15 protein-coding genes are annotated in these 14042 nt (G+C 71.6%); 8 read left to right on the plus strand and 7 right to left on the minus strand.

What is annotated here, in order from left to right:
- Positions 1-8: 8 nt before the first annotated feature.
- On the minus strand, positions 9-464 hold the full coding sequence (locus DT019_RS12060) for a carboxymuconolactone decarboxylase family protein (RefSeq protein ID WP_114036750.1): 456 nt from the start codon (positions 462-464) through the stop codon (positions 9-11).
- A 103-nt stretch (positions 465-567) separates the two neighbouring features.
- Entirely contained in the window at positions 568-750 is a 183-nt protein-coding gene (locus DT019_RS39135) for a hypothetical protein (protein ID WP_147267301.1), read from the minus strand.
- A gap of 294 nt (positions 751-1044) precedes the next feature.
- Between DT019_RS39135 and DT019_RS12070 the strand changes: the two genes are divergently transcribed.
- Together DT019_RS12070 and DT019_RS12075 are read left to right on the plus strand one after the other, a co-directional pair.
- On the plus strand, positions 1045-1869 hold the full coding sequence (locus DT019_RS12070; protein ID WP_114036752.1) for a helix-turn-helix domain-containing protein: 825 nt from the start codon (positions 1045-1047) through the stop codon (positions 1867-1869).
- Positions 1856-2152, plus strand: coding sequence for a DUF397 domain-containing protein (locus DT019_RS12075; protein WP_114036753.1), 297 nt, complete (start codon positions 1856-1858; stop codon positions 2150-2152). The genes DT019_RS12070 and DT019_RS12075 overlap by 14 nt, the downstream gene beginning before the upstream one ends.
- Here DT019_RS12075 and DT019_RS12080 read toward each other — a convergent pair.
- Entirely contained in the window at positions 2127-3047 is a 921-nt protein-coding gene (locus DT019_RS12080) for a LysR family transcriptional regulator (RefSeq protein WP_114036754.1), read from the minus strand. The two genes, DT019_RS12075 and DT019_RS12080, sit on opposite strands and share 26 nt — an antisense overlap.
- 97 nt (positions 3048-3144) lie before the next feature.
- Here DT019_RS12080 and DT019_RS12085 point away from each other — a divergent pair, with 97 nt between their 5' ends.
- The 3 genes from DT019_RS12085 (at position 3145) to DT019_RS12095 (ending at position 5260) form a co-directional block, all read left to right on the plus strand.
- Positions 3145-4122 carry an EamA family transporter gene (locus tag DT019_RS12085; protein ID WP_114036755.1) on the plus strand — a complete coding sequence of 326 codons (978 nt, stop codon included), beginning with the start codon at positions 3145-3147 and terminating at the stop codon, positions 4120-4122.
- 92 nt (positions 4123-4214) lie between these two features.
- Positions 4215-4583, plus strand: a complete 369-nt coding sequence (locus DT019_RS12090; RefSeq protein ID WP_114036756.1) for a hypothetical protein — start codon at positions 4215-4217, stop codon at positions 4581-4583.
- A complete protein-coding gene (locus DT019_RS12095) occupies positions 4580-5260 on the plus strand; it encodes a nucleotidyl transferase AbiEii/AbiGii toxin family protein (protein ID WP_114036757.1) in 681 nt (226 codons plus the stop codon). The genes DT019_RS12090 and DT019_RS12095 overlap by 4 nt, the downstream gene beginning before the upstream one ends.
- A gap of 35 nt (positions 5261-5295) precedes the next feature.
- Here the strand turns inward: DT019_RS12095 and DT019_RS12100 are convergent, their stop codons facing one another.
- The 4 genes from DT019_RS12100 to DT019_RS12115 form a co-directional block, all read right to left on the minus strand.
- Positions 5296-6066 carry a sugar phosphate isomerase/epimerase family protein gene (locus DT019_RS12100; RefSeq protein WP_114036758.1) on the minus strand — a complete coding sequence of 257 codons (771 nt, stop codon included), beginning with the start codon at positions 6064-6066 and terminating at the stop codon, positions 5296-5298.
- A gap of 221 nt (positions 6067-6287) precedes the next feature.
- Positions 6288-7082: a sugar phosphate isomerase/epimerase family protein gene (locus tag DT019_RS12105; protein ID WP_114036759.1), complete on the minus strand. Its 795-nt coding sequence runs from the start codon at positions 7080-7082 to the stop codon at positions 6288-6290.
- A 62-nt stretch (positions 7083-7144) separates the two neighbouring features.
- Entirely contained in the window at positions 7145-8299 is a 1155-nt protein-coding gene (locus tag DT019_RS12110; protein WP_114036760.1) for a dihydrodipicolinate synthase family protein, read from the minus strand.
- Positions 8296-9450 (minus strand): Gfo/Idh/MocA family protein, encoded by a 1155-nt coding sequence (locus tag DT019_RS12115; RefSeq protein ID WP_114036761.1) that lies wholly within the window; start codon positions 9448-9450, stop codon positions 8296-8298. The genes DT019_RS12110 and DT019_RS12115 overlap by 4 nt, the downstream gene beginning before the upstream one ends.
- Before the next feature lie 252 nt (positions 9451-9702).
- On the opposite strand from DT019_RS12115, the gene DT019_RS12120 reads away from it, so the two are divergent.
- From DT019_RS12120 to DT019_RS12130, 3 genes are all read left to right on the plus strand, one after another.
- Complete coding sequence (locus DT019_RS12120; protein WP_114036762.1) at positions 9703-10746, plus strand: LacI family DNA-binding transcriptional regulator; 1044 nt, start codon at positions 9703-9705, stop codon at positions 10744-10746.
- Positions 10747-11235: 489 nt separating this feature from the next.
- A complete protein-coding gene (locus DT019_RS12125; RefSeq protein ID WP_114036763.1) occupies positions 11236-11469 on the plus strand; it encodes a hypothetical protein in 234 nt (77 codons plus the stop codon).
- 257 nt (positions 11470-11726) lie between these two features.
- On the plus strand, positions 11727-13949 hold the full coding sequence (locus tag DT019_RS12130) for an ATP-dependent RecD-like DNA helicase (RefSeq protein ID WP_114036764.1): 2223 nt from the start codon (positions 11727-11729) through the stop codon (positions 13947-13949).
- The last annotated feature ends 93 nt before the right edge of the window (positions 13950-14042 follow it).

Genomic DNA, 14042 nt, shown 5'->3' on the forward strand with positions numbered 1-14042 from the left:
CCCCGCCCCTACCAGGTCACCCCGGCGACCTGACGGGTCGTGGCGTTGAGCCGGTTGAAGAGGTTGGTCACCGCGACCATGAGGACGAGCGAGGCGAGCCCCTTCTCGTCGTAGTGCCGGGCCGCCTCGTCCCAGATCTCGTCCGGCACCGCGTCCGCCCGGTCCGCGATCCGGGTGGCGGCCTCGGCCAGCGCGAGCGCCGCCCGCTCGGCGTCGCTGAAGTACGGGGCCTCCCGCCAGGCCACGACCGTCGACAGCTGGTCCTCGCTCACGCCGTGCTTACGGGCGCTGGCCATGCCGCCGTAGACACAGGGGGCGCAGCCGTTGATCTGGCTGGCCCGCAGGTGCACCAGCTCCAGGGTGGACTCGGGAACCCCGCCCTCCTTGGCGGCGTTCAGCAGATCCAGGATGGACTGCATCGCGCCGGGAAGGACCTGAGCGGGGTTCGTCATACGTGCCTGCATGGCTGCGACTCCTGTGTCATGGGCAGTGGACTGCTTCGTTGTTCGCCTTCACTGCCCTGACACCCGGGGCCACGGAGATGTGACAGCCCCGCCAAAATTCTTTTCAGCCCTCCTCGCCCTCGCGGTGCGGGTCCCGCGCGGCGGGCTCGCTCTCCAGCCTCTCCAGCCCGTGCCGCCGCATGACGTACGGCTCCCACGTCCGCCCGCCGTCCCGCGACACCCGCAACGCCAGGGCGGGCCCCGCTACCAGTTGCCCCCATGCCGGGCGCTCTTCCGCGTCAGCCATGCGCGTACCTCCGCTTCCTCCTGCGGAGAGGCGGTCCGCAGATCACCTGCGGCGACCGAGGCGACGAAGTACACGAACCGAACGCGCCGCCAGTCACCGTCCGTGCCGATCACCTTGCCCGGCCCGTACACATCGGTACCGGTGTGGGCGACGTACGCCCCCACGCCGTGCGCTCCCATCGCGCCCCACCTCTCACTGTGTGTGCTGTTCCGCTCACAGCGTGGCGTCACGTTCCGTACGCTGAACAGTGCACGGAGCGTGACAATCGAGCCTGCACAGAGGGGAGTTGATGACGTGGCGATCGAGGACAACCCGGTGTCCCGCATCAAGTACGGCGAGGAACTCAGGGCGCGGCGGGAGGCGGCCGGTCTCACCCAGGAGGAGCTGAGCCAACTGGTGGTGATGTCGCGCACGCACATCGCCCACATCGAGGCGGGGAGGAGGCGGCCGACGCTGGAGGATGCCCGTCGTCTGGACAGGGTGCTGGGGACCGACGGGTTCTTCGAGCGGTTCCTGCCGACCCTGGACGGTCGTGTGGTCGCGGAACACTTCGCTGAGGCGCTGGAGTTTGAGCAGCAGGCGACTGTGATTCGCCAGTACGCACCCAAGCTGGTACCGGGGTTCCTACAGACGGAAGCGTACGCGCGGGAGGTGCTCGGCTCGGGCTACCCGCCCAAGAGCGATGAGGAACGTGACCGGCTGCTCGGAACGCGGTTGGCGCGCGGGCGGGTTCTCCATGACTTCGACAAGCCCGTGGTGTGGACGATGCTCGACGAGGCGGTGCTGCGGCGCCCCATCGGCGGGCCTCTCGTCATGTGCGAACAGCTTCGGCACCTGCTGGCGTTGGGTGAATGCCGTCGCGTCCGCTTCCATGTGCTCCCCTACGAGGCGGGCCCTCATGCCCTGTTGGAGGGCCACGTCTCGCTGCTTTGGTTCAGTGACCTCCCGCCCATCGCGTACGTGGAAGGGCTGAAGACGGGCAGGGTGTGGGAGCTTCCGTCCGTGGTGCGGCAGTGTCAGGAGGTCTACGACCATGCACTCGGCGACGCGTTGTCGCACAGTAGGTCTCTGGCGCTCATGCGGTCTGTGGCGGAGGATTACGAGAATGAAGCGCAATGAGCAGATCGTGCCCGACGCATCGGTGCTGACGGGCTGGCGGAAGTCCAGCCACAGCGGTGGCGACAGCGGTGAATGCCTCGAAGTGAGCGAGGCGTACGCGACCTGGCGGAAGTCGACCTACAGCGGCGGAACCAGTGGGGACTGCCTGGAGTTCAGCGACAGCTGCGCGGCATGCGTGCCGGTGCGGGACAGCAAGAACCCGGCCGGGCCCGCCGTGGTGTTCGGGCCGGGGGCGTGGACGTCGTTCGTGGACGGGGTCAAGGGCGGGGCCCTCGGTCGCTGAGGGTCTCCCACGCTTCCCGGAGGGCGTGGACCGTTGCCGTGATCGCCGGGCGGCGGGCCGCTCCGGTGCGCCACAAGGCGTACAGGTGACGGGTCGGGACCGGGTCGAGGCGTAGGGCCACGACGCCCTCGGGAAGCGGGCCCCGGCCAAGCCGTGGAACGAGCGCGATGCCCAAACCGGCTGCCACGAGGGCGAGTTGGGTGTGGTACTCGGCGGCCTGGTGACGCAGGTCGGGCTCGTGGCCGTCGGCGCGCAGGGTGCGGACGAGCCAGTCGTGGCAGACCGAGCCGGGCGGCTGGCAGATCCAGGGCTCGCGGACGAGGTCGCGCCGGTGGATGACGGGGCGGGTCGCGAGAGGGTGGCCCGCCGGGACCAGTACGTCGCAGTGGTCGTCGCCGATGGCCGCGTGCTCGACGCCCTCGGGGGCGGGCAGGGGCGCGATGTCCCAGTCGTGGGCGACGGCCATGTCGATGACGCCCTTGGCGACGAGGTCGACGGAGACGTGCGGATCGACTTCGGACAACCGGGTTTCCAGGGTGGGGTGTTGGCGGCCGAGGGAGGCGAGGGCGGCCGGGAGGAGCCCGCGCGCGGCCGTGGCGAAGGCGCCGATGGTGAGGCGTCCGGTGGGCAGGCCGCGCCGCTCTTCGAGGGTGGTCTCCGTGCGCTCGACCAGGGAGAGCAACTCCTGGGCGGCGGAGGCGAGATGGAGGGCGTCGTCGGTGAGCGCGATGCCGCGCCCCCGGCGTTCCAGGAGGGTCGTGCGGGTCTCGCGTTCCAGCTTGGTGATCTGCTGGGAGATCGCGGAGGGCGTGTAGCCCAGGGCGGCGGCAGCGGCGGCGACCGAGCCGTGGACGTGGACGGCGTGCAGGGCGCGAAGGCGGGCCAGGTCGAGCACGAGAGCCTCCCTGGGCCTCTGGATTAAGCGATGCTTCATCCCATCATCCATGAATCCGCGCTGGTGCTGAATGGTCGGGGGCGGTGATGCTCGACGCATGCGTCCCGTACACATCGCGCTCGCCGTGCTCGTCACCGCCGTCTGGGGGGTCAACTTCGTCGTCATCGACGTGGGTCTGGGCCACTTCCCGCCGCTGCTCTTCTCCGCCCTTCGCTTCCTGGTGGCGGCGCTGCCCGCCGTGTTCTTCGTGGGGCGGCCCAAGGTCGCGTGGAAGTGGGTCGTGGCGGTGGGTCTGGTGCTGGGGGTGGCGAAGTTCGGGCTGCTGTTCATCGGGATGAGCCAGGGGATGCCCGCCGGTCTGTCCTCCCTCGTACTCCAGGTGCAGGCGGTGTTCACGGCGGTCGTCGCGATGGCGGTACTGGGTGAACGGCTCGGTGGCGTGCGGCTGTTGGGGATGGGTGTGGCGCTGGCGGGGATCGTGGTGGCGGGGGTGGACGAGGGGACGGGCGGCCCGCTGCTCGCCTTCGCGCTGACGGTGGGAGCGGCGGCGTGCTGGGGCGTGTCGAACGCCCTGACCCGCAGGGCGGCCCCGCCGGACGCGCTGAACTTCATGGTGTGGGTGTCGGTCGTCCCCGTACTCCCGCTGCTCGTCCTGTCCCTCCTGTTCGAGGGGCCGGGCCGGGACGCGGAGGCGCTGTCGGGGTTCGACTGGAGCGGGGCGGGGGCGCTGGTGTACGTGGCGTGGATCAGCACGGTGTTCGGGTTCGGGGCGTGGGGGATGCTGCTGCGCCGGTACCCGGCGTCGTCGGTGGCGCCGTTCAGCCTGCTGGTGCCGGTGTTCGGAATGTCCTCGGCGGCGCTGCTCCTGGGAGAGTCGGTGACACCCCTGCGCTGGTGCGCGGCGGCGCTGCTGGTGGGCGGGGTGGGGCTTACGTCGCTGGCGCGGTCAGGCGGGCGAGGTGGTCGCGTCCTGCGGCGAGGAGTCCTGGCAGGGGCGCGGCCCGCGGATACCACCGCTTCTCGTACTCCCAGCACAGCCAGCCGTCCGGCGGGAGCGGGGCGAGGCATGCGGTGAGGGGGAGGACCGGGCGCGCGGGCTGTCGGTTCGCGCCCCGGGCCCGGATGTTCACGGTGACCGTCCCAAGGCTGTCGGGCCATACTGGGTGAATGGCTGAGGTGACCTCCCGTTTCCCGGTGGCGAACGCGTTCGAGCTGCTCTGCGCGCAGTACGCCGAGCGGCTGCCCGCTCGCCTGGAGGATCTGGCCGGACCCGTCGACGGCACGGTGGACCTGCCGCTGCACGTGGCGTGGTCGGGCCGCCGCTCCTACGACCTGGCAGGAACCAGGTCGCGGATGGGCGTGTACCGGACGGTCCTGGCCGAGGGCCAGCGCCAGGACCTGATCGACTTCCTGGACCGGGAACTCCTCGTCGCCCAATGGCCCGTACTGCGGACGTTGATCGGCCGCCCGGTCCGCCATGTGTGGGAAGCGGCCTTCCCCGAACTGGCGACGGCCGGAAGCACGCGGGCCGCGTGAACCTGACCGACCTGCACCGGCGCCTCCTGGCCGACGTCCTGACCATCGGCACGCCCTACCCCTTGGTCATCACCGGCGGGTACGCCGTCCAGGCGCACGGCCTGGTGGACCGTCTGAGCCAGGACCTCGACGTGGCGACCGAGAGCCCGGCCCCCATCGCCGACATCGTCCGCACGGTCTGTGACGGTCTCGCGGCGCGTGGCTGGGGTGTGCGCCGGATCGAGACGGGCGCACTCTCCGGCCGGCTCATCGCCGGCGATCCGGCCAGCGGTGAGGAGTGCGAGCTGGACATCCTCAAGGAGGCGTTCTGGGCTCCTCCGGCCGTCACCGAGTACGGGCTGGTCCTGGCGCTCGATGACGTGATCGGTACCAAGGTGCGCGCCCTCGCGGATCGGGGCGCGGTGAGAGACCTGATCGATGTCCACGCGGCGTCGCGTCAGCGCAGCAACGCCGACCTCGAAACGCTCGGTCGGCGGCACGCCCGTTTCGAGTTCAGCCTCCAGGAGCTCCGCGACCGCCTGGCAGGCGCCGAATGGTGGGACGACGAGGACTTCACCGACTACGGACTCGGTCCGGAGCAGTTGTCCGATCTGCGAGTGTGGGCGAACGCCTGGGTGAGCGACTTGGATGCCCGGCTGCACGAGGCAGAAGACGTCGGCGGCGAGGCCGACGACTGATTGAGGCCATGTCGCTGCTGGTGGGCGGGGTGGGGCTACGTCGCTGGCGCGGTCAGGCGGGCGAGGTGGTCGCGTCCTGCGGCGAGGAGCCCTGGCAGGGGCGCGGCCCGCGGATACCACCGCTTCTCGTACTCCCAGCACAGCCAGCCGTCCGGCGGGAGCGGGGCGAGGCATGCGGTGAGGGGGAGGACGCCGGTGCCCAGGGGGAGGGGGGTGGTGTCCTCGGCGGACGCGACGTCCTTCACCTGTACGTAGCCGAGGTGGGGGGCCAGGTGGGCGAAGGACTCGGCCGGGGTCTCGCCGCCGAGCCAGGTGTGCAGGACGTCCCAGAGCGCGCCGACGCTCTCGTCTCCGACGCGGTTCAGGACGCGGGCGGTGGCCTCGCCCGTGCGGTGGGAGTCGTGGGTTTCGAGGAGGATGCGGATGCCCGTGCCGGTCGCTTGTCGGGCGGCCTCCTTCAGTCTGCGGACGGCTGTGTCGTCGTCCCCGGCGGTGCTTCTGCCGCCCGGGAAGACGCGGATGTATCTCGCCCCCAAGTCCCCTGCGAGGTCCAGGAGGTGCGGGATGTCCGTGGTGTCGTCCGGGTCTGCGACTCGGGCGTAGGTGGCGAGGGCCAGGATGTCGATGCCGGAGGCCTTGAATTCGGTGGTGATGGCCCTTCTTCGGGTGGGGGTGAGGTGGGGGTGGACGTCGGTTTCGGGGTGCGTGCGGAGTTCTACGCCTTGGTAGCCGGATTCGGCTGCGAGCCGGGCGATGGTGGGGAGGGGGGTGTCGGGGAGGCCGAGGGTGGAGAGAGCGAGCTGCATGGTGTTCCCTTCGCTATGAGATCCTTTCCCCACCCCGCCCCTTCCCGAGACCCTCCGGGGGTGTCATTCGGCTGCGGACCGTGCTCGCTTCTCGCGCAGTTCCCCGCGCCCCTTGGCGGCATGGTGCTGGCCCGCATGCGCATCCTCAGCCCGTCCGGCGTTTGAGGACGAGCGCCCTTTAGGCGCGAACGGGGTCTGGGGCGGAGCCTCAGGGGTGGGGGTTACGACAGGGTTGTGAAGCGGTGGGCGGTCTGGTGCAGCAGGGCCACCCCGTCCCCCGCCCACAGCGCCTCGTTGAACAGCTCCACCTCGATCGGCCCCGCATACCCCGCCGAGTCGACCAGCGAACGCCACCGCGCCAAATCGACACAGCCGTCCCCCAGCTGACCACGTCCCTTCAGGACGCCCGCCGGCAACGGCGTGACCCAGTCCGCCAGTTGGAACGCGTGGATGCGACCCGCCGCCCCCGCCCGGGCCACGGCCGCCGGAGCCGTGTCGTCCCACCAGACGTGGTAGGTGTCGACCACGACCCCCACCTGGGAAGGGGGGAAGCGCGAGGCCAGGGCCAGCGCCTGGTCCAGCGTGGACACCACGCACCGGTCGGAGGCGAACATCGGATGCAGGGGCTCGATGGCGAGGCGCACCCCCCGCGAGGCGGCGTACGGCCCCAGCGCGGACAGCGCCTCCGCGACCCGCTCCCGCGCGCCGACCAGGTCCTTCGATCCGGCCGGGAGCCCGCCCGAGACCAGTACCAGCGTGTCCGTGCCCAGGGTCGCCGCCTCGTCGATCGCGGCCCGGTTGTCGGCGAGCGCGGCGGCCCGGTCGGCCGGGTCGAGCGCCGTCAGGAAGCCGCCCCGGCACAGCGTGGTGACCTCAAGACCCGCCGCCCGCACCAGCTTGGCCGTCGCGTCGAGCCCGTACTCCGCGACCGGCTCGCGCCACAGCCCGACCCCCCGCACCCCGAGCCGTACGCACGCGTCCACCAGCCCCGGCAGGGACAGCTGCTTCACCGTCATCTGGTTGATGCTGAAGCGGGAAGAGGGGGAAGAGGGGGAACAGGGGGAATAGTGGGAAGGGGTCACTGGGCTACTCCGTACACGTCCAGGAGGGACCTCATGCGGGACTGGGCCAGCGCCGGGTCGGGGAGCAGGCCGAGCCGGTCGGCCAGTTCGTACGCCCGCGCCAGATGCGGCAGCGACCGCGCCGACTGGAAGCCGCCCACCATCGTGAAGTGCGCCTGGTGCCCGGCCAGCCACGCCAGGAACACCACGCCGGTCTTGTAGAACCGGGTGGGCGCCTGGAAGAGGTGGCGGGAGAGCGGGACCGTCGGGTCGAGCAGGGCGCGGAAGGCGTCGGTGTCGCCCTTGTCCAGGACCCGGACCGCCTGCGCGGCCAGCGGGCCCAGGGGGTCGAAGATGCCCAACAGGGCGTGACTGAAGCCTTGTTGGTCGCCCGCGATCAGCTCGGGATAGTGGAAGTCGTCGCCGGTGTAGCACCGTACGCCGTCCGGAAGGCGGCGCCTCAGCTCCACCTCGCGGCGGGCGTCGAGGAGCGAGACCTTGATGCCGTCGACCTTGTCGGGATACGCGGCGATGACCTCCAGGAAGGTGTCCGTGGCCGCGTCCAGGTCGGCCGAGCCCCAGTAGCCGTCGAGCGCGGGGTCGAACATCGGGCCCAGCCAGTGCAGGATCACCGGCTTGGATGCCTGGCGGAGCAGGTCGGCGTAGACCGTGAGGTAGTCCTCGGGGGAGCGGGCCGCCGCCGCGAGGGCGCGCGAGGCCATCAGGATCGGCTGCGCCCCGGCCCCCTCGACGACGGCGAGCTGCTCCTCGTACGCGGCCCGCACCTCGGCGAGCGTTCCGGTCGGGCCGAGCTGGTCCGTACCCACCCCGCACGCGATGAGCCCGCCAACCGCCTTCGCCTCAGCCGCACTTCGGGCGATCAGCTCGGCCGCGGCCAGCCAGTCCAGGCCCATGCCGCGCTGCGCGGTGTCCATCGCCTCCGCGACGCCGAGCCCGTGCGACCACAGGTGGCGGCGGAAGGCGAGCGTGCCGTCCCAGTCGATCGCGGCGGGCGAGTCCGGCGAGATGTCCGCGTACGGGTCGGCGACGACGTGCGCGGCCGAGAAGACCGTACGGGAGAGGGGCGCCGGGCCCGGCGGCAGCGCGAGCGGGGTCGCGCGGGGCTCGTACGCCCGCGTCGTGCCGTCGGCGCGCGGAAGCAGCAGGCTCACAGCGCGATCTCCGGCACGTCGAGGCGGCGGCCCTCGGCGCAGGAGCGCAGGCCCAGCTCGGCGAGCTGGACGCCGCGCGCCCCGGCGAACAGGTCCCAGTGGTACGGCTCGTCCAGCGCGACGTGCCGCAGGAACAGCTCCCACTGCGCCTTGAAGCCGTTGTCGAAGACCTCGTTGTCCGGCACCTCCTGCCACTGCGCGCGGAACGGCTCGGTGGCGGGCAGGTCCGGGTTCCAGACCGGCCGGGGAGTCGAAACGCGGTGCTGGACCCGGCAGTCGCGCAGGCCAGCGACGGCCGAGCCCTCGGTGCCGTCCACCTGGAACTCGACCAGCTCGTCGCGGTGGACGCGCACCGCCCAGGAGGAGTTGATCTGCGCGACCGCGCCGCCCTCCAACTGGAAGATCCCGTACGCGGCGTCGTCGGCGGTCGCCGTGTACGGCTTGCCCTGCTCGTCCCAGCGCTGCGGGATGTGGGTGGCGGTGTGCGCGGTCACGGAGGTGACCCGGCCGAACAGCTCGTGCAGCACGTACTCCCAGTGCGGGAACATGTCCACGACGATGCCGCCGCCGTCCTCGCGCCGGTAGTTCCACGACGGGCGCTGGGCGGACTGCCAGTCGCCCTCGAAGACCCAGTAGCCGAACTCGCCCCGCACGGACAGGATCCGGCCGAAGAAGCCGCCGTCGATCAGGCGCTTGAGCTTCAGCAGGCCCGGCAGGAAGAGCTTGTCCTGGACGACGCCGTGCTTGACGCCCGCGTCCCGGGCGCGCCGGGCGAGGTCGAGCGCGCCGGCCAGGCCGGTGGCGGTGGGCTTCTCGGTGTAGACGTGCTTCCCGGCCGCCACGGCCTTCCCGAGCGCGGCCTCGCGTGCGGAGGTCACCTGGGCGTCGAAGTAGATGTCGACGGTCGGGTCGGCGAGGACCGCGTCCAGGTCGGTCGACCACTCGGCGAGGCGGTGCCGCTCGGCCATCGCCCTGAGCGCGTGCTCGCGGCGGCCGACCAGGACCGGCTCGGGCCACAGGGCGGTGCCGTCGCCGAGGTCGAGGCCGCCCTGCTCGCGCAGGGCGAGGAGGGAACGTACGAGGTGCTGGCGGTAACCCATGCGTCCGGTGACGCCGTTCATGGCGATCCGCACGGTCCTGCGTGCCGTCATGTGATCCCTCCGGGCTGTGCGAGATGCGGGTCCCCCTTGGGCCGTGGGGCGGTTCGAGCCCGGGGGCAGGGGGCGGGTGGGCGAGGTGAAGCGGAGTCGGGGCGCAGCCGATGCCAACCGGGTCGGCACCGGGTCGTTCATGGATAGCAAGCGCTTTCTACGGGGTAGGACGCTAGCCTGCGCACAGCGCCTCGGACAAGGGGCCGAATGCTTGAACGGCGCCACTGGGGCCCGACCGGTTCGGAGGCAGAGATGACAGCGACCCTGGCGGATGTGGCGGCCCGGGCCCAGGTGTCCCCGGCGACGGTCTCGCGGGTCCTGAACGGCAACTATCCGGTGGCCGCGGCCACGCGTGAGCGGGTGCTGCGCGCCGTCGACGAGCTCGACTACGTCCTGAACGGGCCCGCGAGTTCGCTCGCCGCGGCCACCTCGGACCTGGTCGGCATCCTGGTCAACGACATCGCCGACCCGTTCTTCGGGATCATGGCGAGCGCGGCCCAGGCCGCGATCGGTGAGGAGCGGGGGGCCCGCGAGAAGCTCTCCGTCATCTGCAACACCGGGGGCTCACCGGAACGCGAACTCACCTATCTGACGCTGCTCCAGCGCCAGCGCGCGGCCGCCGTCATCCTGACCGGCGGCGCCCTGGAGGACCCGGCGCACGCGGCGGCCGTCGGCGCGAAGCTCGCGCGGCTCGCGGACGCGGGCACTCGCATCGTGCTGTGCGGCCGGCCGCCGCTGCCCGGCGACAGCGTCCGCGCGACCCTCGCCTTCGACAACCGGGGCGGCGGGCGGCGCCTCACGGACCACATCCTCGGCCTCGGCCACCGCCGGATCGGTTACGTGGCCGGGCCCCCCGAACGCACCACGACCCGGCACCGCCTGGAGGGCCACCGGGCCGCCCTCGACGCCGCGGGCCTCGACCTCGACCACCTCGTGGTGCACGGCTCGTACGACCGGCGCTCGGGGTACGACGCGGCGCTGGAACTCCTGCGCAGGGAGCCGGAGTTGACGGCCGTGGTGGCCGCCAACGACACGGTCGCGCTGGGGGCGTGCGCGGCCTTGCGGGACCGGGGCTTCTCCGTCCCCGAGGACGTCTCGGTGGCGGGCTTCGTGGACCTTCCCTTCAGCGCGGACGCGGTCCCGGCGCTCACGACGGTGCGGCTGCCGTTGTCCGAGGCGGGGGCGCGGGCGGGGCGGCTGGCGCTGGGTCTTGAGGGGGTGCCGCCGGGGGGGATCGCGACGGTGCACGGTGAGCTGATGGTCCGGGCCTCCACGGGCCCGGCCCGCCCGCGCTGACCCCGCCCCCGTCACGTTCCGCGCGCCTCTTGAAGTCCGCGCTGCGCGCGGGGGCTTGTGGTTCGCCCTCGGACCGTGCGCGGCTGCTCGCGCAGTTCCCCGCGCCCCTTGGCGGCATCGTGCTGGCCCGCATGGGCATCCTCAGCCCGTCCGGCGATTGAGGACGAGCGCCCTTAAGGCGCGAACCGGGGTCTGGGGCGGGGCCCCAGGGCGCCTGCGGACCGTGCGGGGTCGCTCGCGCAGTTCCCCGCGCCCCCAACCCCCTTTCGTCCGTCTGCCGTGCCCGCTTGCTCGCGCAGTTCCCCGCGCCCCTTGGCGGCATTGTCCTGGCCCGCATGGGCAACCTCAGCCCGTCCGGCGATTGAGGACGAGCGCCCTTTAGGCGCGATGCGGGGTCTGGGGCGGAGGCTCAGGGGGCTGATCGGGGGGGCTTGGAGCATGGGGGGCCAGGATGGGGGAAGTGATGCCGGGACACGATCGGAGGCAGTCATGGCAGGTTTTCTCGACCGGGCCAAGGAGCAGGCGCAGAGCGCACTGAACCAGGGCAAGCAGAAGGTGGACGAGGTCCAGCAGCAGCGCGCGGGCAACGACCTGCTGAAGAAACTCGGCGCCGCGTACTACGCCGAGCGCCGCGGCAGCGGAACCCCGGACGCCACCCAGCAGGCCCTCTCGGCCCTGGAGGCCCACATCGCCACGCACGGAGACGGATTCCTGCGGGCCTGAAGCGGGGCCCGGTTCCGGCCGCGCCTCGGAGGCCGGGAAAAAATTACCGCCCGCAGTCGTGCAACCCTTCCGGGGTGACGGAGGTCTAAGGGGCGTCAGTGCTTCAGGGGAGGGATCCGGGGGGATTTCGGGAAGCGCTGACGGGGAGGGAATCGAGGGGCCCGGTCGACGGACCGGGCCCCCTTGACTTGGCCTCCGCCTCCCGGACTCCCGCCGCGCGTGGCGGTGTTGTCAGTGCGGGACGGTAGCGTCGGGGCATGGGCAGTCTCGTGGGTGCGACCGTGGTGGAGGGGGTCCTCGAGCGGATCACGTACGCCAATGAGGAGAGCGGGTACACGGTCGCGAGGGTCGACACCGGCCGCGGCGGCAACGACCTGCTCACCGTGGTCGGCTCGCTGCTCGGCGCGCAGCCCGGCGAGTCGCTGCGGATGGAGGGCCGCTGGGGGTCCCATCCGCAGTACGGCAAGCAGTTCACCGTGGAGAACTACACGACCGTCCTGCCCGCCACCATCCAGGGCATCCGCCGCTACCTCGGCTCCGGTCTGATCAAGGGCATCGGCCCGGTCTTCGCCGACCGCATCACGCAGCACTTCGGCGCGGACACCCTGGACATCATCGAGCAGGACATCGGGCGCCTGATCGAGGTGCCGGGGCTCGGTCCCAAGCGGACCAAGAAGATCGCCGCCGCTTGGGAGGAGCAGAAGGCCATCAAGGAGGTCATGGTCTTCCTCCAGGGCGTCGGGGTCTCCACGTCGATCGCCGTGCGCATCTACAAGAAGTACGAGAACGCCTCGATCTCGGTCGTGAAGAACCAGCCCTACCGGCTCGCCGCCGACGTCTGGGGCATCGGGTTCCTCACCGCCGACCGGATCGCCCAGGCCGTCGGCATCCCGCACGACAGCCCGGAGCGCGTGAAGGCGGGCCTGCAGTACGCGCTGTCCCAGTCCACCGACCAGGGCCACTGCTTCCTGCCCGAGGAGCGCCTGATCGCCGACTCGGTGAAGCTGCTCCAGGTCGACACCGGCCTGGTCATCGAGTGCCTCGCCGAGCTGATCGCCGAAGAGGGCGCCGTACGGGAGAAGGTGCCCGGGCCCGACGGGGGCGAGCCCGTCGCCGCCGTCTACCTCGTGCCGTTCCACCGCGCCGAACTGTCGCTGGCGGCCCAGGTCGGGCGGCTGCTGCGGACCGGGGAGGACCGGATGCCGTCCTTCGCCGGGGTCGACTGGGACAAGGCGCTCGGCTGGCTAGCCGGGCGCACCGGCGCCGAGCTCGCGCCCGAGCAGCAGGAAGCCGTCAAGCTCGCCCTGACCAGCAAGGTCGCGGTGCTCACCGGCGGCCCGGGGTGCGGCAAGTCCTTCACGGTCCGCTCGGTCGTGGAGCTCGCCCGCGCCAAGAAGGCCAAGGTGGTGCTCGCCGCGCCGACCGGCCGGGCCGCCAAGCGCCTGGCCGAGCTGACCGGCGCCGAGGCCTCCACCGTGCACCGCCTGCTCGAACTGAAACCGGGCGGCGACGCGGCGTACGACAAGGACCGGCCGCTGGACGCGGACCTGGTCGTCGTCGACGAGGCCTCCATGCTCGACCTGCTGCTCGCCAACAAGCTGGTCAAGGCGGTGGCCCCCGGCGCCCACCTGCTCATGGTGGGCGACATCGACCAGCTGCCCTCGGTCGGCGCCGGGGAGGTGCTGCGCGACCTGCTCGCCGAGGGCGGCCCGGTGCCGAGCGTGCGGCTCACGCGGATCTTCCGGCAGGCCAAGCAGTCCGGCGTCGTCACCAACGCGCACCGCATCAACTCCGGCTCGCAGCTCATCACTTCGGGCCTGGACGACTTCTTCCTGTTCGTGGAGGAGGAGACGGAGGACGCGGGCCGCCTCACCGTCGACGTCGCCGCCCGCCGCATCCCCGCGAAGTTCGGCCTCGACCCGCGCCGCGACATCCAGGTGCTCGCCCCGATGCACCGGGGCCCGGCCGGCGCCGGGGCCCTCAACGGGCTGCTCCAGCAGGCGATCACACCCGCCCGGCCAGACCTGCCGGAGAAAAGGTTCGGTGGAAGGGTGTTCCGCGTCGGCGACAAGGTCACCCAGATTCGCAACAATTACGAGAAGGGCGCCAACGGCGTCTTCAACGGCACCGTCGGCGTGGTCACCGCGCTCAACCTCGACGACCAGCGCCTGACGGTCCGCACCGACGAGGACGAGGAGGTGCCGTACGACTTCGACGAGCTGGACGAGCTGGCCCACGCCTACGCGGTGACCATCCACCGCTCCCAGGGCAGCGAGTACCCGGCCGTCGTCATCCCGGTCACCACCGGCGCCTGGATGATGCTCCAGCGCAATCTGCTCTACACGGCGGTGACCCGCGCCAAGAAGCTCGTCGTCCTGGTGGGGTCCCGCAAGGCGATCGGTCAGGCGGTGCGTACCGTCTCCGCAGGCAGACGCTTTACCGCACTCGCGCACCGGCTGTCAGGGGGCACTTTGGTGTGAAAGATCACCCAGGACTTTCCTAAGTGGGGCGAACGGGGCAGGATGAGCAGGTTGACGGCACTGAGTGCCGTGAATAAGCCCAATGGGCGACCC

It is taken from the genome of Streptomyces sp. SDr-06 (assembly GCF_003324565.1).
Classification (GTDB): Bacteria; Actinomycetota; Actinomycetes; order Streptomycetales; family Streptomycetaceae; genus Streptomyces.

Coding starts and splice junctions, on each gene's coding strand:
- DT019_RS12060 (WP_114036750.1), bottom strand. CDS start 464: ATGCAGGCACGTATGACGAACCCCGCTCAGGTCCTTCCCGGCGCGATG.
- DT019_RS39135 (WP_147267301.1), bottom strand. CDS start 750: ATGGCTGACGCGGAAGAGCGCCCGGCATGGGGGCAACTGGTAGCGGGG.
- DT019_RS12075 (WP_114036753.1), top strand. CDS start 1,856: ATGAAGCGCAATGAGCAGATCGTGCCCGACGCATCGGTGCTGACGGGC.
- DT019_RS12085 (WP_114036755.1), top strand. CDS start 3,145: ATGCGTCCCGTACACATCGCGCTCGCCGTGCTCGTCACCGCCGTCTGG.
- DT019_RS12090 (WP_114036756.1), top strand. CDS start 4,215: ATGGCTGAGGTGACCTCCCGTTTCCCGGTGGCGAACGCGTTCGAGCTG.
- DT019_RS12100 (WP_114036758.1), bottom strand. CDS start 6,066: ATGCAGCTCGCTCTCTCCACCCTCGGCCTCCCCGACACCCCCCTCCCC.
- DT019_RS12105 (WP_114036759.1), bottom strand. CDS start 7,082: ATGACGGTGAAGCAGCTGTCCCTGCCGGGGCTGGTGGACGCGTGCGTA.
- DT019_RS12115 (WP_114036761.1), bottom strand. CDS start 9,450: ATGACGGCACGCAGGACCGTGCGGATCGCCATGAACGGCGTCACCGGA.
- DT019_RS12120 (WP_114036762.1), top strand. CDS start 9,703: ATGACAGCGACCCTGGCGGATGTGGCGGCCCGGGCCCAGGTGTCCCCG.
- DT019_RS12125 (WP_114036763.1), top strand. CDS start 11,236: ATGGCAGGTTTTCTCGACCGGGCCAAGGAGCAGGCGCAGAGCGCACTG.
- DT019_RS12130 (WP_114036764.1), top strand. CDS start 11,727: ATGGGCAGTCTCGTGGGTGCGACCGTGGTGGAGGGGGTCCTCGAGCGG.